Origin of the sequence: Sphingobacterium sp. E70, assembly GCF_019285695.1 — a bacterium.
GTDB classification, from domain to species: Bacteria; Bacteroidota; Bacteroidia; order Sphingobacteriales; family Sphingobacteriaceae; genus Sphingobacterium; species Sphingobacterium detergens.
In genome coordinates, this window is sequence record NZ_CP079104.1 from 819,896 (window position 1) to 839,492 (window position 19,597).

At 38.9% G+C, this 19,597-nt stretch carries 20 protein-coding genes, 1 other RNA gene and 5 pseudogenes; 17 read left to right on the forward strand and 9 right to left on the reverse strand.

The genetic code is table 11. The features are described 5' to 3' along the window. Nucleotides 1-139 precede the first annotated feature (139 nt). The 6 genes from KUH03_RS06005 to KUH03_RS06030 all read left to right on the forward strand — a co-directional run bounded on the left by KUH03_RS06005 (nucleotide 140) and on the right by KUH03_RS06030 (nucleotide 3,489). Complete coding sequence (locus tag KUH03_RS06005; protein WP_257092020.1) at nucleotides 140-367, forward strand: hypothetical protein; 228 nt, start codon at nucleotides 140-142, stop codon at nucleotides 365-367. Then, nucleotides 364-822 carry an ATP-binding cassette domain-containing protein gene (locus KUH03_RS06010; protein ID WP_257092021.1) on the forward strand — a complete coding sequence of 153 codons (459 nt, stop codon included), beginning with the start codon at nucleotides 364-366 and terminating at the stop codon, nucleotides 820-822. The genes KUH03_RS06005 and KUH03_RS06010 overlap by 4 nt, the downstream gene beginning before the upstream one ends. Nucleotides 823-1,119: 297 nt before the next feature. Continuing rightward, entirely contained in the window at nucleotides 1,120-1,980 is an 861-nt protein-coding gene (locus KUH03_RS06015; protein WP_257092022.1) for a GMC family oxidoreductase N-terminal domain-containing protein, read from the forward strand. A 66-nt stretch (nucleotides 1,981-2,046) separates the two neighbouring features. Further along, a complete protein-coding gene (locus KUH03_RS06020; protein ID WP_257092023.1) occupies nucleotides 2,047-2,865 on the forward strand; it encodes a GMC family oxidoreductase in 819 nt (272 codons plus the stop codon). After that, a complete protein-coding gene (locus KUH03_RS06025) occupies nucleotides 2,858-3,340 on the forward strand; it encodes a gluconate 2-dehydrogenase subunit 3 family protein (protein WP_257092024.1) in 483 nt (160 codons plus the stop codon). Before KUH03_RS06020 ends, KUH03_RS06025 begins: the two co-directional genes overlap by 8 nt. Then, nucleotides 3,337-3,489, forward strand: coding sequence for a gluconate 2-dehydrogenase subunit 3 family protein (locus KUH03_RS06030; protein ID WP_257092025.1), 153 nt, complete (start codon nucleotides 3,337-3,339; stop codon nucleotides 3,487-3,489). The genes KUH03_RS06025 and KUH03_RS06030 overlap by 4 nt, the downstream gene beginning before the upstream one ends. 80 nt (nucleotides 3,490-3,569) lie before the next feature. Here the strand turns inward: KUH03_RS06030 and KUH03_RS06035 are convergent, their stop codons facing one another. The 3 genes from KUH03_RS06035 to KUH03_RS06045 form a co-directional block, all read right to left on the reverse strand. Beyond that, complete coding sequence (locus KUH03_RS06035; RefSeq protein WP_257092026.1) at nucleotides 3,570-4,427, reverse strand: OmpA family protein; 858 nt, start codon at nucleotides 4,425-4,427, stop codon at nucleotides 3,570-3,572. Nucleotides 4,428-4,549: 122 nt separating this feature from the next. Further along, a complete protein-coding gene (locus KUH03_RS06040) occupies nucleotides 4,550-4,723 on the reverse strand; it encodes a hypothetical protein (protein WP_257092027.1) in 174 nt (57 codons plus the stop codon). Further along, a complete protein-coding gene (locus KUH03_RS06045) occupies nucleotides 4,713-5,078 on the reverse strand; it encodes a hypothetical protein (RefSeq protein ID WP_257092028.1) in 366 nt (121 codons plus the stop codon). Before KUH03_RS06045 ends, KUH03_RS06040 begins: the two co-directional genes overlap by 11 nt. Nucleotides 5,079-5,514: 436 nt before the next feature. Here KUH03_RS06045 and KUH03_RS06050 point away from each other — a divergent pair, with 436 nt between their 5' ends. The 7 genes and pseudogenes from KUH03_RS06050 to KUH03_RS06080 form a co-directional block, all read left to right on the forward strand. After that, nucleotides 5,515-5,889 carry a hypothetical protein gene (locus KUH03_RS06050; protein ID WP_257092029.1) on the forward strand — a complete coding sequence of 125 codons (375 nt, stop codon included), beginning with the start codon at nucleotides 5,515-5,517 and terminating at the stop codon, nucleotides 5,887-5,889. A 373-nt stretch (nucleotides 5,890-6,262) separates the two neighbouring features. After that, complete coding sequence (locus KUH03_RS06055; RefSeq protein WP_257092030.1) at nucleotides 6,263-6,583, forward strand: DUF3857 domain-containing protein; 321 nt, start codon at nucleotides 6,263-6,265, stop codon at nucleotides 6,581-6,583. 13 nt (nucleotides 6,584-6,596) lie between these two features. Continuing rightward, nucleotides 6,597-7,001 (forward strand): hypothetical protein, encoded by a 405-nt coding sequence (locus KUH03_RS06060; protein ID WP_257092031.1) that lies wholly within the window; start codon nucleotides 6,597-6,599, stop codon nucleotides 6,999-7,001. 267 nt (nucleotides 7,002-7,268) lie between these two features. Continuing rightward, nucleotides 7,269-7,928 carry a hypothetical protein gene (locus tag KUH03_RS06065; RefSeq protein WP_257092032.1) on the forward strand — a complete coding sequence of 220 codons (660 nt, stop codon included), beginning with the start codon at nucleotides 7,269-7,271 and terminating at the stop codon, nucleotides 7,926-7,928. Continuing rightward, nucleotides 7,925-8,191: a hypothetical protein gene (locus KUH03_RS06070; RefSeq protein WP_257092033.1), complete on the forward strand. Its 267-nt coding sequence runs from the start codon at nucleotides 7,925-7,927 to the stop codon at nucleotides 8,189-8,191. Before KUH03_RS06065 ends, KUH03_RS06070 begins: the two co-directional genes overlap by 4 nt. After that, on the forward strand, nucleotides 8,110-9,825 hold the full coding sequence (locus tag KUH03_RS06075) for a DUF3857 domain-containing transglutaminase family protein (protein WP_257096735.1): 1,716 nt from the start codon (nucleotides 8,110-8,112) through the stop codon (nucleotides 9,823-9,825). Before KUH03_RS06070 ends, KUH03_RS06075 begins: the two co-directional genes overlap by 82 nt. A gap of 190 nt (nucleotides 9,826-10,015) precedes the next feature. Beyond that, nucleotides 10,016-10,444 (forward strand): annotated as a pseudogene (locus KUH03_RS06080) (HAD family hydrolase); the annotation flags it as partial. 228 nt (nucleotides 10,445-10,672) lie between these two features. Here the strand turns inward: KUH03_RS06080 and KUH03_RS06085 are convergent. Together KUH03_RS06085 and rnpB are read right to left on the reverse strand one after the other, a co-directional pair. Then, nucleotides 10,673-12,079, reverse strand: a pseudogene (locus tag KUH03_RS06085) (sigma-54-dependent transcriptional regulator). A 65-nt stretch (nucleotides 12,080-12,144) separates the two neighbouring features. After that, an RNA gene (rnpB, locus tag KUH03_RS06090) (RNase P RNA component class A) lies at nucleotides 12,145-12,526 on the reverse strand. Nucleotides 12,527-12,685: 159 nt separating this feature from the next. Here rnpB and KUH03_RS06095 point away from each other — a divergent pair. From KUH03_RS06095 to KUH03_RS06105, 3 genes are read left to right on the forward strand one after another with little or no spacing between them, the layout of a single operon-like run. Then, nucleotides 12,686-13,135 carry a hypothetical protein gene (locus tag KUH03_RS06095; RefSeq protein ID WP_257092034.1) on the forward strand — a complete coding sequence of 150 codons (450 nt, stop codon included), beginning with the start codon at nucleotides 12,686-12,688 and terminating at the stop codon, nucleotides 13,133-13,135. Beyond that, the gene (locus KUH03_RS06100) at nucleotides 13,114-13,557 is read left to right on the forward strand and encodes a YafY family protein (protein WP_257092035.1); all 444 of its coding nucleotides are present in this window, start codon (nucleotides 13,114-13,116) and stop codon (nucleotides 13,555-13,557) included. The genes KUH03_RS06095 and KUH03_RS06100 overlap by 22 nt, the downstream gene beginning before the upstream one ends. Before the next feature lie 29 nt (nucleotides 13,558-13,586). Then, nucleotides 13,587-13,727: a hypothetical protein gene (locus KUH03_RS06105; protein WP_257092036.1), complete on the forward strand. Its 141-nt coding sequence runs from the start codon at nucleotides 13,587-13,589 to the stop codon at nucleotides 13,725-13,727. A 206-nt stretch (nucleotides 13,728-13,933) separates the two neighbouring features. Here the strand turns inward: KUH03_RS06105 and KUH03_RS06110 are convergent. From KUH03_RS06110 to argS, 4 genes and pseudogenes are all read right to left on the reverse strand, one after another. Next, nucleotides 13,934-15,075 (reverse strand): annotated as a pseudogene (locus tag KUH03_RS06110) (NAD(P)/FAD-dependent oxidoreductase). 57 nt (nucleotides 15,076-15,132) lie between these two features. After that, nucleotides 15,133-15,426 (reverse strand): Gfo/Idh/MocA family oxidoreductase, encoded by a 294-nt coding sequence (locus tag KUH03_RS06115; protein ID WP_257092037.1) that lies wholly within the window; start codon nucleotides 15,424-15,426, stop codon nucleotides 15,133-15,135. Then, entirely contained in the window at nucleotides 15,354-16,208 is an 855-nt protein-coding gene (locus KUH03_RS06120) for a Gfo/Idh/MocA family oxidoreductase (RefSeq protein ID WP_257092038.1), read from the reverse strand. Before KUH03_RS06120 ends, KUH03_RS06115 begins: the two co-directional genes overlap by 73 nt. A 4-nt stretch (nucleotides 16,209-16,212) precedes the next feature. Next, a pseudogene (gene argS, locus KUH03_RS06125) lies at nucleotides 16,213-17,996 on the reverse strand (arginine--tRNA ligase). Between the two features lie 108 nt (nucleotides 17,997-18,104). Here argS and KUH03_RS06130 point away from each other — a divergent pair. After that, a pseudogene (locus tag KUH03_RS06130) lies at nucleotides 18,105-19,495 on the forward strand (arginine decarboxylase). Nucleotides 19,496-19,597: the final 102 nt, after the last annotated feature.

Genomic DNA, 19,597 nt, shown 5'->3' on the forward strand with positions numbered 1-19,597 from the left:
CGGCAAAACAGATTAAACAATCGTGGTCAAAAAAACAGGAAAAAGCAGGTGTTGCCCGGATCATGATGAATACACTACGGAATAATGCCGAAAAAGTACGGCCAAAATCAAAAGTGTCCATCAGGACAAAATTGGAGACATGAAATCCAATCTGCAAGAACTTAGAGGTACGAAAGCGGCCTTAGATGAAATGAAAATTGATTTAGGAAACAGCGACTTCCCACGCGGAAAAAGTATGATAAAAGCGACCAAAATCAATTTCAAATACAATACAGATGAGCTTTGGCAGGAAAATATCGATCTGCAAATATTCAGCGGGGAGCGTATTATCTTGCAGGAAAAAACGGTTCCGGTAAAACCACATTGATCAAAATTCTGTTAGGTCAGCTCTCCCCCTCTCAAGGTCAGGTTGAGCGACAGCGCTTTAGCGCTATCTATCTCGACCAGGAGTATTCGCTTATTGATCTCCGGTTGAGTGTTTATGAGCAGGCTCAATATTATAATAGTGAATCGCTACCAGAACATGAGATCAAAATCAGACTCAACCGCTTTTTATTTGGGAAGGATGACTGGGACAAGCCTTGTCGACTTTTAAGTGGTGGCGAAAAAATGCGCCTGATCCTATGCTGCTTAACGATTAGACAACAGGCTCCGGATCTTATTGTATTAGATGAACCGACCAATAATCTGGATATTCAAAACATTCGTATCCTTACCCGAGCGATTCAACATTATAAAGGCACGCTTCTTGTCATCTCCCATGATGAAGTGTTTCAAGATGATATCGGCATAGACAGAACGATCAGCTTAAAAATTAGGTAAAACAAAAAAGCCGATATTTCTGATGCACTGATATCGGCTCAATTTTTATCTCAGCATACTCAACCAATCGAGTCTCATTCCAGCGAACTACACATTGTTTTGTAACAATCTCCTATTCTTTATTTGGAATAATGCTAAAACGATAAATTAAATTGAAAAAAATAAAATTTTATCAATATATTCACGATGATTTTAAACATGAAACAATAACCATCAATTAGTTGAACCTTCCCGCAGATATAGCATTTCTCAAAAAATGTATCTCGCAGACTTTTCAATTAATTACTCAATTTAATTATGTCAAATTATCAAATTAAAGAGAATCCCGAATTGTTTGACGCTATCGTCGTAGGCTCAGGTGCAGGTGGAGGTATGGCCGGATATATCCTCGCACATGCGGGTCTCAAAGTATTGATGCTGGAGGCTGGCCCATTTTACGATCCCGCAAAAGATTCGTTGCAGTTACGTTGGCCTTGGGAATCACCCCGGAGAGGAGCTGGTACCACACGACCTTTTGGCGATTTCGATGCGGCCTTTGGTGGCTGGCAAATCGAAGGAGAACCTTACAGTAAAGTTAGTGGAACCGAATTCGAATGGTTCAGAGCAAGGATGCTTGGTGGTAGAACCAATCACTGGGGCCGCATTTCATTACGTATGGGTCCAGATGATTTCAAACCGAAAGATGGTACCACCGATGAATGGCCTATCACTTATGATGAAGTCAAACCATTTTATGATCGCGTGGACCGTATGATCGGTATTTATGGTACAGCCGAGGGTATCCATAATGAACCTGATGGTATTTTTATGAAACCTCCTAAGCCTCGTCTTAATGAACTATATATTGCAAAAGGGGCTAAGAAAGCGGGTGTACCTGTCATTCCGGGACGGGGTGCCGTGCTAACCGAAGTATCCAAAGATATTAAAGACCGAGGCACTTGTTTCTACTGTGGCCAATGTGGTCGTGCATGTAAAGTATATGGTGATTTCTCATCCTCATCCTGCTTGGTCATTCCTGCGATGAAAACAGGGAATTTAAAGGTAATCGACAATGCAATGGTACGGGAAGTATTGACCAACGACGAAGGGTTGGCTATCGGTGTGTCCTATGTTGACACAAAAGATTTACAGGAATATACGGTAAAAGGAAAACTGTAATTCTTGGAGCCAGCGCCTGTGAAAGCGCCCGGATTATGTTAAATTCAAAATCTAAAGCACATCCGGGTGGTGTGGGTAACAGCAGCGGCTTGGTCGGTAGGTACCTCCATGACCACTGGAGCCAGTCTCTCTGGTTATTTGCCACAATTACTCGACCGCAAAAGATATAACGAAGACGGCGTTGGAAGTGTCCATATCTATTCGCCCTGGTGGGAAGACAACGCGAAACTGAATTTCCCGAGAGGATACCATATTGAATATGGTGGCGGTCTGCATATGCCTTCTTATGGATTCCTAAATTGGGTACCAAAGGTAAATGACGCCGGAAAAGGTGGCGATGGAAAAACAAAACCAAAGGGTGGATATGGCTCAGCGCTTAAAGAAGACTACCGTAGTTACTATGGCGCAAATGTTGGTATGGCTGGACGTGGCACTGCATTGGCAAGAAAAGATAACTACTGTGAAATCGACCCGAGCCAAGTTGATAAATTTGGTATCCCTGTACTCCGTTTCAATTATAAATGGGCAAATGAAGAAATCGCCCAAGCAAAGCATATGCAGGAGACATTCCAATCTATTATGCATGAAATGGGTGCTGTCATCACATCAAAGATTCCAGGTGCGGACACCTTATATGGTTTGGAGGCTCCCGGAAAAATTATTCACGAAGGTGGCACCACTAGAATGGGTAACGATCCGAAAACCTCGGTATTAAACAAATGGGGGCAGGCACATGACTGTAAAAACCTCTATGTGGTCGATGCGGGCCCATTTGTACAACAAGGGGATAAAAACCTGACATGGACAATTTTAGCGCTATCAATGCGTACCGCAGAATATATATTGCAGGAAAAGAAAAAAATTAAATGGTTAAAGCATGAATAGAAGAGAATCGCTAAAAGCATTAGGCTTTATTGCTGCTGGATCAGGTCTTTTAACCGCAGCTTGTAACACAAAAGACGCAAAAAATACAACAGCCGCAAATGCAGATAAACTACCCGGTGTCCAAGATTTTGAATATGAACGGACAGCACGGCTAAAAGAGGAAAAGTTTTTTGATGAACATGAAATGGCAACAATTACCGTTTTAGCCGACATCATTATTCCAAAGGACAGCAAATCAGGCAGCGCTTCCGAGGCAGGTGTTCCGGATTTTATCGAGTTTATAGTAAAGGATTTGCCCGACAATAAAATCCCGATGCGCGGTGGACTACGCTGGCTCGATCTTCAGACCAAAAGACGACATGGTAATGTATTTATAAAATGCGACACAAAGGATCAGCTTGCGCTCATTGATGAAATTGCCTATCCTGAGTTGGCAAAACCTGAAATGCAGCAAGGAGCAGCCTTTTTTCATTGATACGCAACCTGACGTCTTCTGGATTCTATACCAGCGAAATTGGCATCAAAGATATCGGATATGCCGGCAACAAACCAGGCGTATGGAATGGTGTTCCGGACGATGTACTGAAAGAACATGGTTTTGATCCAACTAAATTCTTTGGATAAAAAAATCCTTTCCAGCTTTTGGAAAGGATTTTTTTATCCTGTACACAATATCGAAGTGACAGCTATTTATCCAATTTTCATTATTGTACGGGTGTAACCTCAGTCGGCTCTGGAGCTTTGTCGATCAATTCCATAAATTGATCCAACTTAGGTGTAATAATAATCTGTGTTCTCCGGTTGCGTTGTTTTCCAAGAGCCGTTGAATTGTCAGCTACAGGATTATACTCTCCCCTACCACCGGCTGTCAGTCGCTTCGGATCAACACCGTACTTGGTCTGTAACGCCTGAACGACAGAAGACGCCCGCAATGTACTTAAATCCCAATTATTCCGAATATTTGGTTTCGAAATCGGGTCTGTATCCGTATTACCTTCTATCAGCACTTCATAATCTCTATAATCTTGAATAATCTTCGCTATTTTGCTTAAAGTCATATCAGCACGATCACTGATTTCATAACTTCCAGACTTGTATAGCATATTATCTGCAAGTGAAATATAAACGACACCTTTTAACACCTGCACATCAACCTCCTGTAATTCCTCACGACTCAGTGAGCGGGTCAGATTATTTGTCAATACCAAATTCAACGAGTCAGACTTGTTCTTGGTCTCAACAAGGTGTTTAATGTATTTATTTGAAGCATTGATTTCATCAACAAGCTTGGAAATATTGACATTTCCCTGTGAGTTTTGATTGATACTCTTATCCAAAGAACCCTGCAACGCAGCATAAGCAGCTTTAAGATCAGCATTATTTTGCCGTTCTGAAGCTAACTGATCTTCCAAACTCTTAATTCTTGTCCGACTTTCAGTCAATTGAAGCTGACTATCCTGATATTGTGTCTGCAGATTTTTATACTCTGTCTGCAAACCTATATATGTTTTTTTACTGACACCACATCCCGTAAAAAATAAGCTTGCGGTCAGTATGGACATCGGAAAACTATATTCTTCATAGCATTCTAATTTTGTAGATGTTGAATTAATTCGTTGAACCAAGATAAAGCAATATTTCAGCCAAAAAAATAGGATCCTATCGAATTAACATCCTTTAACGTCTATTGTGCCAACTCCTTTAATTCTACATTAGTGAATATCTGCTCACCTTTCAAATAAGGATTAGCTCCTTTCAGATAATTGTAAATAATTGATTTCGCCTCTTCATTGGGCAACTTATGCAGGTTTTTGACCAAGAAGTTTTTGTCTTCTATGATATTATCTTTATAACCCAAAAAAAAAAGACGGCGCATGGACCTGTACACTCCATCGAATAAACCTTGCTTCGATATGATTGGGGTTATCTTTGATCAACTCCTCCAGATGCTTTTTACCTTCTTTAAATTGGCTTACTTTTTTAAATGGATTGCCCATGTGTTTTGCTATTAATATCTCATAGGCGGCACGATAGACCTTCTCTGTAGTGGATTTAGCCCCGTCATCGAGTACTTCAAAATTACGTTCACACAGATCCTCGTCCTTTACTGCCTCCGCATAATCTTTCCGGATCTTATCAATATTCAGCTGCTGTCCCAGTCCCATCTTTGCTATGGTAAATAGAAATACTGTCAATACTATTCGTGTCATCATAATTATAAATCAGGCTTTTTCAAAAATTCATTTTCCGACTTAAATTACTAAAAAAATCGAATTCAAATATTAATTTTCAATTATCATACCACAAAGCCTAAAATCTCTTGTCATCATATCACTACAGGAGGCTTTTTCCTCGCTAAATTTCTTTACAAAAGGATATTTTTAACCCATTTTGCGCCATGAAATTAGCATTAAAAACAAGCCCCGTATGGTTCAAAGTAAGTCTATCCATTCTTTTTGGAATTCTATTGGGTTGTCTCTTGGGTGAAATGGTTTTCAAACTTCTACAGTCTTAACCTACACTCAGCTGGGACAAAGGAAAAGACCTACAACCTGTATGTCTTTTTCAGAGAAATCTTGTCGTCATCCTTGCTTAGAATAGAATTATTTTTAGTATATTGCTTATACCAATATAAATTTAAAGTGAGCTATGGAGACAAAAGCGGAGTATCAGATTTGGGACACTATCGTCAATAGTGCAAAAACTAAATTCGATTATAAGCATATTCGTGCTATGTTCAAAAAGGAAGATGATGAAATAACCGATAAATTTCTATTCCATATTATCGCAGGATTTGCCTGTGGAGAAAATCACCAGACTATCTCAACAAACTTGTTCAATGAATTGCAAAGCATCAATTTTGAATGCAATGAACAACAGATTGATAAGTTCATTGCAGACAAACATGTTAAGTTTAGCCCTGAGATCTACGCAACCTACCTCGCATTTTCAATGTTAGAAGATGGTGAGGATATTGATAATATTACCGAAGTCATTGAAAATCTACTACAAATAGACAAATAATATTTTTAGAGGTATCGTTTAATTTTGGCTAAAAACTTATATTCGTATACAAATTACGCCTAAGTTATGCGCCATTTTTAACGCTATTTTTAATATTTTGTTTTTGTTCGAACATCTTCGGACAGAATTTCGATTTTGGTAAGGTCGCTATTTCAGATTTCTCGACTACAGCACTCGATAGCAATGCAAATGCTATTGTGCTAAAAGAATTTGGGCAAAGCTCAGTTTTCGTTGATGACTATGATCATCGCATAAAATTAATGCACGAATACCATGTCCTCATTCGTATAAATAATAAGGAGGGTTTTAAAAAGCTAATTTCGAGATCCCGTCCTATAAAAGAGGAAGTTATATCCGTGACTACTTAGACGAATTGAAGGCTGTTACTTACAATTTGGAAAACGGACAGATCATTCGAACAGAACTTGAAAATAAAAAGGTTTTTAAAGAAAATTACTCTACTTACCTCGATCTGAACAAATTCACGCTTCCAAATATTAAAGAAGGATCCATCATAGAAGTTTCTTATCGAACCCTCGAACAGGATCTATTTAATTTTAAGACATGGGAATTTCAGGATGATATCCCCAAATTACAAAGCCAATATATCGCTATCATACCAGCATCTTTTACCTATAATGTGGTATTACGTGGCCCCTATAGACTTGATGACCAAAAAAGGGAGAAGTTTTGAAGGAATATCTTTTTTGGATGGAGTAAGAATGGATTGTTCAAAGCTCACCTATACGATGTCCAATATTCCGGCTTTTGTTGAAGAAGACTTTATGACTTCTCCCAAAAATTTTAAATCCGCCATATATTACGAACTCGAGTCCATATTTTATCCAAGCACTGGTGTCAAAAAAACATTTAGTAAAACATGGAAAGATGTTGACACAGAATTAATGAATGAAAAGACCTTTGGTGGACAATTCAAAAAAACAGATCTATTCAAAACTACGTTGTCAACGCTTTTATCTCCGAATGATTCAAAATTGGTAAAGGCCAACAAAATCTACGATTACATCAAGAAACAGATAAAATGGAATAACTATCTTGGAAAATATTCGGAAAATGGAATAGAAAAAGCCTTAGAAAAAAAGAACTGGTAATATTGGTGATATAAATTTATCGCTGATTACTGCCCTACAGGCTGCGGATTTAGATGCTTATCCAATTATTTTATCGACAAGACGAAATGGTAACCCAAATTCGCTATTTCCTGTATTATCTGATTTTGACTATGTAATCGCCTGCGTGGACATCGATGGAATCAAATACAAATTGGACGCATCGAATAGCTATCTTCCCTTTGGCTCATTGCCATTGCAATGTCTCAATGAGCGTGGCAGAATCATATACTCCAAAAAGAGTTCAGATTGGTTCCCCTAGCCTCCGAGGAGATATCCGAACAATACTATACGCTGACGGGCGTACTGAATGACAAAGGTCAAATTAAGGGTACACTGATCATCAGTAGTCAAGGTAATAAAGCGCTCTTAAAAAGGCAACATATAGCCAAATTCAACTCACTCGAAGAATATTGGGAAAAACTGGATGAAGAGATGCCCAACATCAGTTTTACCAATGCCAAAATTGAACATCTTAACGAACTCGATCAGGTACTAAACGAGACGTATGATATTACGTTAGATGTTAATAAACAGCAAGAAAACAACATATTATCGCTTGCTCCAAACGTCATCGATCGCATTTCCTATAATCCGTTCAAAATTCAAGACCGCACTTATCCGGTAGATATGGGATTTAAGTCTAAGCTCCAATACAATATCCAACTGGAAATCCCCGAACAATACGAGGTAACCGATAAACCACAAAATGTATCTTTGGCTCTTCCGGAGTCCGCTGCAAGATATAAATACATCACACAGCTAACAGGCACCAAACTAGAGGTTATGGGGAGTCTTAGTTTTAATAAACCAATATTTACGGTAGACGAATATTTCTCTTTAAAAGAGCTTTATTCACGTATTATACAACAGCAGAAATTAGACATTAGATTAACCACAAAAAAATGAAAACGTTATTTGCCAATTTAGCCTATTTCCTGATTCCAATTGCTTCAATTGCTCAGGAAAACTACGATATTGCCCAGATTCCGGGCGCACTAAAAAGTCGGGCAGTAGCAACAGTAAGAAATGATAAAACTGTAGTAGAAGTAAAATCCCTGAGCAGGTCACTGAAACCGTTACACGTGTCATTACCGTTTATAATAAAAACGGGGATTACTATGCCGCTCTTCCGATACATTATAACAAATCAAATGAGATCAAAAGCATAAAGGGTGCGATCTATAATGAAATGGGGATATTGCAGAAAAAAATTGCAACCAAGGATTTTAAAGATGTAAGTGCAGTCGACAACAGTACAATGTTTGCTGATTCGAGGATGAAGGTCTATATCCCGGATTATCATAGCTACCCCTATACCATCGAATATCAATACGAAGTAAGGCATAAACAAAACTTAATCATTCCTTCATGGACTCCTGAAGTTTCAAACAATGTATCCGTTGAAAAAAGCAGTTACCAATTTATCACTCCGATCGGTAGCGAATTCCGTATCGAGTCAAAAAACTATAAAGGTAATATCAAAGAGGAGAAAACCGACAAAACAGTCAGTAAAACATGGAATGCAGAACAAATTCCAGCTAAAAAAGAGGAATCTTATAGTCCCAATCCCAATCTGAAAAGAACAAGTGTATTGATCGTTCCCAAAAACTTTGTCTATTATGGAAAAGAAGGCAATTTTAGCGACTGGAAAGAGTACGGTGACTGGTTTTCAACTAAATTATTAAGCAAAAAGCAAGATCTTACTGAAGCCTCAAAGCAGAAGTTCATATCACTTACAAAGAACGCCTCATCGGATCAAGAAAAAGCGAAGATCCTCTATGACTATTTGCAAAAAAACACGAGATACATCAGTATTCAGATTGGAATTGGTGGACTTGAGCCTTTCCCGGCCTCTGAGGTTGACCGTTTAGGTTATGGTGACTGTAAAGCCTTGGTCAATTATATGGGAAGCATGTTATCTGCTGTAGGTATACCATCTTACTACTGTATGGTTGAGGCGGGTAAACGTAAGGAGAATTTTCATAAAACATTTGCAAATGTACAAGATGGAAACCATGCAATCCTATGCCTGCCATTCAAAAATGATACGACCTGGCTCGAATGTACCAGCCAGAACCTCCCTTTTGGATTCCTAAGCAATTTTACAGATGACAGAGATGTCATTGCCTGTACCGAAAATGGCGGCGTGATTATGCATACGCCCAAATATAGCAATGCCATCAATCTCCAGCTCCGTAACGCCGAGCTTAGCCTATCCGATGATGGGAGTATAAAAGGCTCCTTAAACACCAAATTTTATGGTACGCAGTATGAAAATCATATGGAAATTCTTTTGGCAAGCAATAATGAGAAAACTAAACTGCTGGCAGAATATTATAATATCGACAACATTAATTTTGAACAGGTAAAATACACCGAACACAAACAAGATAAACCATTTATTGAAGAGAATTTGTCAATTTCCATTAAAAACTATGCGGTAAAAAACGGCAATAAGATGCTGATTCAGCCCAATATTTTCAATACACAATCCAGCATATCTGAGAATAAAAACCGTACAGAAGATATTTTTATAGAACGTGGATTTGTAGACATTGACAGCATTAGCATTGCACTGCCAAATAACATTTTAAAAACAATAACTCCCGAACAAAAGGTGATCGAAAAACCATTTGGTAAATATGAATTTAAGTCGGAGATAAAAGGAAATAAACTTTTCACCTATAGAAAATTGGAGTTCTTCGAAGGAAATTATCCTGCAAGCAACTATGAGGATTTCTTTCAGTTTCATAAAGAAGTGAGTGGTTCCGATAAAGGACGTTATAATCTGAGCATATTGTAATATCATCTTAAAATATTTACCGGAATATGAAAGTTGCCAAACAATCAAATAAAGCAATTATTGTATATTAGCCAAATGACAGAATACGCGGCAATTTTGATATGGACGGGGTTATAAGCCACACAAATCCCTTTCATGCAGAAGCTTTCAGAGCTTTTTTAAAAACCATAACGTACAGCAGGCTACTGAAGAAGAATTCGAACAGCATATGTATGGCAAACACAACAGCTATATCATGCAACATTTTTTTCAACGTCCGATCTCTCCTGAAGAATTGCGTACGCTTGAATTTGAAAAAGAGCAGCTTTTTAGAGTAATCTATAAAGAACATGTTGCTCCTATTAAAGGCTTGATCGAATTTCTGAAAGACTTAAAAGACAAGGGCTTCAAACTTGCGGTGGCAACATCGGCTCCTAAAGAAAATATGGATCTGATTTTGGATGAACTAAAGATACGGGATCTTTTCTCATCAACTTTGAGCAGTGAAGATGTCAAACTTCACAAACCTCATCCCGAAGTTTATTTGAAATCAGCGGAAAACCTAGGTATGCCAATTGAAAAATGCATTGTGTTTGAAGATTCTTTTCGGGCATTACGGCGGCCAAAAATGCAGGAATGAAGGTCGTTGCTGTGTTATCAACCCACAAAAAAGAAGAACTCCCTGTTAGCGACACATATATTAGAAACTATACTGAAATTTCAGTAGCTAATGTGAAAGCAATATTGCAATAGAAGCTCCGCTTAAAAAAAAATGATCGCTTAATTGACACGAGGATCATTTCAACAGTGTTTCTTCGATTAAATACAAAGAACCTATTACAAAGGTTATAAAAAATAAGGGCTTCTTTTAGAAGCCCTTATTTTTGCTAGTCTCTTTGAGACCAAACTTTTCAATCTTACTATAGAGATGACTCCGTTGTATATCCAGATCATCTGCAGTCTTGGAAACATTCCAGTTATTTTTCTCCAATTTATATTTTATAAATTCTTTTTCCGCATGATCCTTATAATCTTGGAATGAGTCAAATGAATCCATATCTAGGCCATAATTCACCGTCCCCTTTTCCTGGGCAATTCCATTTACCGGTTCACGTGAAGGATTAGCAAATGCGACAACATCCTTATCGGTAATCGATTTATCACTCAAAATAATAAGTCGTTCAATCATATTACGCAATTCACGAATATTTCCTGTCCATGGAAGATGGCTTAATTCTCTCATCGCTGCATTTGTAATTTCCTTTACAGGAATACCATATTCCATACATATTTCTTCACAAAAGTTTGTTGAAAGCAATGGAATATCATCAACACGATCTATCAGCGCTGGCACATGGATTAAAATCACCGAGAGGCGATGATATAAGTCCATTCTAAAATTGCCGTCTTCAATTTCCTTAAGCAGATCTTTATTAGTCGCAGCTACAACACGTACATTGACATCAATTTCTTTGTCACCACCAACTCTAGTTATTTTATGTTCCTGTAAAGCACGCAAGACTTTAGCTTGAGCGGAAAGGCTCATATCCCCTATCTCGTCCAAAAACAATGTCCCGCCACTCGCCTGCTCAAATTTACCGATACGTTGTTTAATTGCCGAAGTAAAGGATCCTTTTTCATGTCCAAACAATTCTGATTCGATCAATTCCGAAGGAATAGCGGCACAGTTTACTTCAATCAATGGCGCTTGTGAACGATTTGATTTCTCATGCAACCAACGAGCCACAAGTTCTTTACCTGAACCATTTGCACCGGTAATCAGTACTCTTGCTTCTGTTGGAGCCACACGATCTATCGTCTCTTTGATGCGTTTAATTGCACCAGACTCCCCAATATATCTTTGGTCTTTGAACTGCTGACCTTACGTTTTAATACTTTGGTTTCAGTGACAAGAGAACTTTTATCCAATGCATTCCGAACCGTAATGAGCAATCGATTTAAATCCAGTGGTTTTTCCAAAAAGTCAAAAGCTCCCTTTTTGCTGCCTCAACCGCGGTTTCAATCGTTCCATGGCCAGAGATCATTATAAAAGGAATATCTGGGCTACTCTGATGTGCCTCAGATAACACTTCCATCCCGTCCATATTATTCATCTTGATATCACAAAGAACCAAGTTGACCTTTTCTTTTTTAAGATCTCCAATCCATCACGACCATTGTCAACATCTAAAATCGTATAATCTTCGTATTCTAAGATATCACGCAAAGAGCTTCTGATGGCGCGTTCATCGTCAATGATTAAAATTGTACTCATAAATTCAGCGTTATGCTATTTTCAATTACGGAAATCAATATAAGGTTTTTTTAGCAATTAGCGAAAAAGAAGCAAACCTTGTAAGCCGGGTTCTGTAGACCACCGAAGTGGAATTTCTATCATTTATCTAGATTTGTCATCGCTGACAAACTCAATCAACCTACCCATTACGAATTCCAATAAATTGAAAGAAGACGAGCAGCCTTCGGATTTCGCAACCTATTTGGTCTTTCAACACACGAGGTTTACCGTAATATATGTTACCATACAAGACCGTAAGCTCTTACCTTACGTTTTCACCCTTACTCCGAAAAGCGGTATATTTTCTGTGGCACTTTCTGTCTGCTATTTAAAATAACATCCTTCCCGTTAGGAAGCGTGTCGCTCTATGTTGCCCGGACTTTCCTCTCCTCCCAAAAAGAGAGCAGCGATAGAACCAGTTTGCTTCTGCGCAAAAGTAGCGATTTTACTTGGATAAACAGCCAATTTCTTTACAATTTCAACAAGCTGGGCACCGGGCTCTAAAGATTACAAAAATTACGCAACACTCTTGCGTAGATAACATAAAGTTTTTGTATTTTCATCTAAAACTTGCTTCAACAAAACATGGCATTAAACAAACTCGCACTGATCCGCTACAAAACAATAGATAACTGTCTTCGATTAAGACATCGCAAGTGGACTTTAGAAGACTTAATGGAAAAGGTTTCTGATGCTCTCTATGAGTTTGAAGGCATCAAAAATGGTATAAGTAAACGCACTGTTCAGGGCGATATACAGTTGATGCGAAGTAATAAATTAGGTTATAATGCGCCTATTGTTGTCACACATCGTAAGTTTTATACTTACGAAGATCCAAACTATAGTATAAGCAACTCGCCTATTTCAGTCGGCGATATGCAAAAAATGAAGGAAGCTGTAGAGGTCTTAAAACATGTCAGCGGCTTCTCGAGTTTTGATGAAATGAGCGATATTGTCGCACGCCTTGAGGATAGTATTCATACAAAAAAGACAATCAACCTTCCATTATCCAAATGGAGAGCAATAATCTATTGAAAGGCTTATCGTTTATTAGCCAGCTTCATCAGGCCATTCGCGAAAAAACACCGCTTCTGATAGGCTATCAATCTTTTAAAGCACTACAAAAACAAGATCTGGTATTCTCTCCCTACCTATTAAAAGAATATCGTAACCGTTGGTTTCTCATTGGGCACCACAGAAAAAGCGAAGGATTATTGACACTTGCTTTAGATCGGATAGAAACAATAGAGGAAATGGGAAAAAATTCGTATAAAGATTATACAGGGGTAGATTTTGAACGTTACTATTCCGACACGATTGGAGTCACAAAAACGCATAAAGATCGTGGTCATCGTGTTATTCTGGAAATAAATGCAAGAAATGCTCCTTATGTAGAAACCAAGCCTATCCACCCCTCTCAGCAGATCCTGGATAAAAAAGACGACGGCTCCTATTAATCCGTATCGATGTTGTCCTAAACTTTGAATTGGAGCGGGAAATTTTAGGGTTTGGCGAAGCGATCAAGGTGATTGCGCCACGTAATTTACAGAGCCGGATAAAGCAACGTTTGATTGCGGCAGCTCAATTATATCCCGATCGGTCGGAAAAGTCAACGGATACGGCATAGAATCACTGAGCTTCTAACTCTCTTTCGTAAAAGTCTGGATCTAATCATATCAAGCTTCTGATCGATCCTCCATTCAGCTTCAAAACATTTTTCAGTAAACCAGAGATTGATCTGAAACGTATAGGCTGTATTGTTAGTAAACAGGTAGCCATTGTATTTGTAAAACACCGCTGCACTGCAACCAACTGATATCGGGTTTATGGACTCTAAATAGCTTGCGCTATCGCATAACCACTTGCCCAGGCCCATTGGAAATTATATCCCCAAGCCAGCCCGTAACATCGACAGTCTCACCTCCAAAATAAAGACCGGGTATTTTCTTGGATTCTAATGTTTTGCCCTGCAGTTCCGCCGTAGCAACACCGCCACGCATCACCTCAGCTTTATCATAGCCCTTATCACCTGCAGGTTTGACCTTAAAACGGTGAACCGTATCTACAATCGACTTCGCATCAGCTTTGCTCAAAGATGCTATTTTGATATCCAATGTGAGGAATTTGCCAAGCGCATCCACCAGTTTTCGACTAAAATAGTCATTCAGCAATTGTGAGACCAATCGCTTCCCCCTGCTGCCGCTCTTCCTTGATCAACTGTTCCAGATTAAAATTTGGAAGCAAGTCTATCGTAATCTCCTGTCCCGGTTTCCAATAGCTTGATATTTGAAGAATTGCTGGACCGCTCAACCCCAATGCGTAAACAATATATTCTCTTCGAAAGACATATTGGCTGTGGATACTTTCGAAAACACCGAATTGCCAGCTAGAGAAGTATACCAATCCGCATCTTTACCGGTAATTGTCAATGGTACCAGTGCTGGTGCGGTTTTCACAATTTCTAGTTCAAACTGCTTTGCAACACGTAATCCAAAATCAGAAGCGCCTAGTTTTTGAACTGGCAGTCCTCCCGAGGCAATCACCAGTTTCTTAGTTTCATATTGAAACGCACCTTTTGAGTTCTCTACCTGAACGACAAATCCATTGGTGCTCTTTTCCACGGATTTCACAAGCGTATTGAGCGCTATATCCTGTTCAGTTTCATAAAGAATTTTCGAAAATATCGCAACGATATCTTTGGCTTTATTGGTTTCGGGAAACAGCTGTCCTAAGGTTTTTTCCTGTCCTTTAATACCGTATGCTTCGAAAAAATCGATGGTATCCTCGACGGTCCATTGCTTAAATATGCCGTGCAAAAAATCTGGATTTTCAGAGATAAAATTAGCAATTGTAGTTCCGGTATTTGTGTAATTGCATCTTCCACCACCTGAAATCAAGATCTTTGCCCCTACCTTATCATTACGCTCCAATAGCAAGGTTTTCTTTCCCAGCAATCCTGCCTGTGCTGCACACATTAAACCACAGGCACCACCGCCAATGATAATAGCATCGTATATATTCACAGTCCTATATTAATAAGCAATCAATTGATATTCAGTCGAAATGACCCTTCGCTCAGATTGACTCTGATAGCCAAGCTCGATGATACGGATTACATCTCGAGCCTGCTCCGGTGAAGCGATTAAGGTAGCTTGCCCTAAAATAGTATCTGCAACATTTTGATAAAAATCAGGATATGAGCCACGTTCCGACGCAATAATTTCCTCTACATCTCTGCCGTCTTCGACAATGTTTAGTTTACCATAAATACTTGGATCCTCTTCGCCCCAATTTGAGTCTTCATCGGGGAACTTACCATCACGCAATAATGCTTCCTGGGGTCAACGCCATTTTTCACAAAATTGCCATTCATACCAAAAAGGCGATATCGTGGTGTTGGTTCTTTCGCAAGCATTGATCCTTTTAGCGAAACTCTCAGGCTATCGTAGTACAAGATGCAGTCAAAATTGTCAATGGTCTTTGCATGATCACGTTGTATGGCAAGATCTGCAAATACAGCATTCGGCTTTCCAAATAACTGCAAAGCCTGATCGATCAGATGCGGTCCTAGATCGTAAAATATACCCGATCCAGGCAGATTTTCCTCACGCCAGGCATTTGGTCGCAAATAATTCCGGAAACGGTCAAATCTCGATTCCAGAGTTACGATCCTACCCAATCGTCCACCTTCTATGATTTTTACGAGTGTACGGAAATCCGAAGTAAATCTCAAATTATGATAAGGGGCAAGCACCAAATTCTTTTCTTTCGCTAAGGCGATCAACTCATCTGCTTGTTCTACCGTATTTGTAAACGGTTTTTCAACAACGACATGTTTTCCGGCCTCCAATGCACGTTTTGCCAATGGATAATGCATATCGTTAGAAGTCGCAACCACGACCAGCTCGATCGTATCATCAGCAAAAATTTCATCAGCAGACAAAGCGATTTCAGCTTGCGGAAAACGCTCTTTCAATAACACCTGTTGCTCAGCCTTACGCGCAGTAACCTTTACAAGTTCAAATGCCGCAATCGAGCGCATGACAGGAGCATGAAAAACCTGTCCCGAAATACCAAAGCCTATAAGGCCAACACGGATCTTCCTCATATCGTTACATTCTTTCTGGTACACATATCCCCAACAAACCCATTCCCTTGGCGATAACTTTCGCTGCAGCGGCGGACAGATGTAATCTAAAATTCTTTACATCATTGGCTTCGGCTTTCAATATGCTCTCTTCGTGATAAAATTTATTATATAATTTGGCAACCTCGTAAATATAATTTGCCAATTGCGCCGGACTAAATTCTTGTGCAGATGCCTCAATAGTTTCAGGAAATGCTCCCAACTGCTGAATCAAATCACGTTCATAAGGCGAAATGGATGTCAGTACCGAAACAGGGTTATCGGCATCAAATTCAGCTTTACTCAATACAGATTTAATACGTGCATGTGTGTATTGGATAAAAGGCCCAGTATGGCCCTGAAAATCTACAGATTCGTTTGGATCAAACAATAGACGTTTCTTTGGATCTACTTTCAATAAAAAGTACTTCAATGCTCCCATCCCTATGGTATTATAAAGTGCAGCCTTGGCGTCTTCGGCTAGACCTTCGGTTTTCCCCAGTTCTTCTGTACGCTCCTGTGCTGTTTTAAGCATTTCGTCCATTAAATCATCAGCATCCACCACTGTTCCTTCACGTGATTTCATTTTACCTGAAGGTAAGTCAACCATGCCATAAGATAAGTGGAACAAACCGTCAGCCCATGATTTACCCAACTTTTTGAGAATCAAAAACAAAACCTTGAAATGGTAATCTTGCTCATTACCGACAACGTAAATAGATTCACTCATTTTGAACTCATCATATTTCAGTTGCGCAGTACCTAAATCCTGTGTAATATAAACTGAAGTACCATCGCCACGGAGCACCAATTTTTGGTCCAATCCTTCATCTGTGAGATCTATCCAAACGGAGTTGTCCTCTTTTTTAAAGAAAACACCTTTGTCCAATCCTTCCTGAATAATATCTTTCCCTAAAAGATAGGTATCGGATTCGTAATAATATTTATCAAAGTCTACGCCCAATTGCTTATAGGTTTTTTCAAAACCAGCATAAACCCAGCCGTTCATCGTTTTCCAAAGCGTAATAACCTCTTCGTCTCCTGCCTCCCATTTTTGAAGCATAGACTGAGCCTCCTTCATCAGTGGAGCATTCTTTTTGCTTCATCTTCTGACTGCCCTTCAGCTTTCAATGCCTCAATTTCTTTCTTATATTCCTTATCGAAGACTACATAGTATTTTCCTACAAGGTGGTCACCTTTCATTCCAGTAGATTCAGGCGTTTCTCCGGCACCGAATTTCCGCCAAGCCAGCATGGATTTACAAATATGTATACCACGATCGTTCACCAAATTTGCCTTGATGACTTCGTAACCATAAGCTTTCAAGATTTCAGCAACAGAATAACCTAACAGATTATTTCGGATATGCCCCAAATGCAATGGTTTATTGGTATTTGGCGAAGAATATTCAACCATCAATTTCTTTCCATTCGCTGGGAAAACACCAAAATCTTTGGCAACAATCGTTTTGTTCAACAAGGAAACCCAATAGTCGTCGGAAAGCACAATATTCAAAAAGCCTTTTATCACATTGAAGTCCGATATTTCAGTTATATGCTGTTGCAAATAGGTACCGATTTCTTTACCAGTTTGCTCTGGAGACAATTTCGAAAAGCGAGTTACGGGAAAAGTTACGATTGTAATCTGCCCTTCAAACTCCTTTCGAGTCGCTTGTAAAGCAATTTGATGTTCTAAAATATCTGCATTGTAAAGCGCTTTAACAGCCTGTACAGTGACTTCAACAAGTCGCCTTTGAATAGAATTTGCCATTTAATGATTTTGTAAATTTTACAACTTCCTGATAGTGAACTGGAAATAAATAACATTCCTTATTTAGGTATTCACCATTAAAGTATATCTTTGCAAAAATAATAAAAAATGCAGAGCTATCAGGAATTTCTTGACTTAAGTGTTGGTTTTCCGCAAGACGGATTCGAAATCATCGACGACGAATTGTATTTCCACGATTTGAATTTAATGGAAATGATAGAAACGTACGGTACGCCGTTACGTTTTACTTATTTGCCTATCGTCAGCAAAAAAATTCAACAAGCGAAAATCTTGTTTCAGACCGCAATTCTGAAGCATAACTATCGCGGAACTTACAAATACTGTTATTGTACCAAATCTTCCCATTTCAAGCATATCGTAGAAGAAGCCTTGAAAAATGACATCCACCTTGAAACCTCGTCTGCGTTTGACATGCCGATGATTGATTCATTGGAGAGACAAGGTACCGTAACAAAAGACATCACAGTCATCTGTAATGGATTTAAAACCTATCAGTATAAACAGTATATTGTTGATATGATCCATGATGGATATAAAAATATTATACCGGTACTGGACAACAAAGAAGAGTTCAACCTCTATGATGATGAAATTGAATTGGATGAACCTTGTGCGCTGGGTATTCGCATAGCTTCGGAGGAACAGCCTGATTCTCAATTTTACACGTCAAGACTGGGTATTCGTCAAGAAGATGTTGTAGAATTCTATAACAACAAAATAGCGGACAATCCCAACTTCAAAGTAAAACTACTTCACTTCTTTATCAATTCGGGGATATCAGACACGCCATATTACTGGAATGAGCTGGAGAAATACGTTACCCTCTATTGTAAATTCAAAAAGATAAATCCTGATTTAGATACGTTGGATATCGGTGGTGGAATGCCTTTTAAAGATTCATTGGTACACGATTTTGATTATGAATACATGGTCAACGAAATCGTCAACCGGATTAAACAAATCTGTGCACACCACGAAGTAATGGAACCAGATATCATTACAGAATTTGGCAAATACACCGTTGCTGAAGCATCGGGCATCCTTTACAAAGTACTTGGACGTAAGCAACAAAATGACCGCGAGCGCTGGTTTATGATTGATGGATCTTTCATTACAAACCTACCTGACGTTTGGGCATTGAACCAAAAATATATTCTATTACCAATCAACAACTGGGATTCGGAATACGAACGTGTCAATTTGGGGGAATTACTTGTGATGGCCAAGATTATTACAATCAGGAAGCACATATGAACTCTGTTTTTATGCCTAAAACACGTAAAGTACAATATTTAGGATTCTTCCATACTGGAGCTTACCAAGATGTATTGAGTGGATACGGTGGAATTCATCATTGCCTACTCCCTTCACCTAAACATGTTTTGGTGCGTAGAAATAGAGATGAGACTTTCAACTACGAAGTATTTGGAGAGGAACAAAATTCCAAGCAAGTCATGAAGCTACTAGGTTATCAATAAGATATCCCATCTAAAAAAGATACCATAAATTGTAATGTATCTTTTTAGAAAGAAGATATGCCAATCAATCATAGAGAGAAAGGTCTCGATCTTAGGATCGAG

Bases quoted from the DNA above. Each gene is read 5' to 3' on its own strand.
- KUH03_RS06005 (WP_257092020.1), top strand. From the start codon at position 140: ATGAAATCCAATCTGCAAGAACTTAGAGGTACGAAAGCGGCCTTAGAT.
- KUH03_RS06015 (WP_257092022.1), top strand. From the start codon at position 1,120: ATGTCAAATTATCAAATTAAAGAGAATCCCGAATTGTTTGACGCTATC.
- KUH03_RS06025 (WP_257092024.1), top strand. From the start codon at position 2,858: ATGAATAGAAGAGAATCGCTAAAAGCATTAGGCTTTATTGCTGCTGGA.
- KUH03_RS06035 (WP_257092026.1), bottom strand. From the start codon at position 4,427: ATGTCCATACTGACCGCAAGCTTATTTTTTACGGGATGTGGTGTCAGT.
- KUH03_RS06045 (WP_257092028.1), bottom strand. From the start codon at position 5,078: ATGATGACACGAATAGTATTGACAGTATTTCTATTTACCATAGCAAAG.
- KUH03_RS06050 (WP_257092029.1), top strand. From the start codon at position 5,515: ATGGAGACAAAAGCGGAGTATCAGATTTGGGACACTATCGTCAATAGT.
- KUH03_RS06070 (WP_257092033.1), top strand. From the start codon at position 7,925: ATGAAAACGTTATTTGCCAATTTAGCCTATTTCCTGATTCCAATTGCT.
- KUH03_RS06095 (WP_257092034.1), top strand. From the start codon at position 12,686: ATGGCATTAAACAAACTCGCACTGATCCGCTACAAAACAATAGATAAC.
- KUH03_RS06100 (WP_257092035.1), top strand. From the start codon at position 13,114: ATGGAGAGCAATAATCTATTGAAAGGCTTATCGTTTATTAGCCAGCTT.
- KUH03_RS06120 (WP_257092038.1), bottom strand. From the start codon at position 16,208: ATGAGGAAGATCCGTGTTGGCCTTATAGGCTTTGGTATTTCGGGACAG.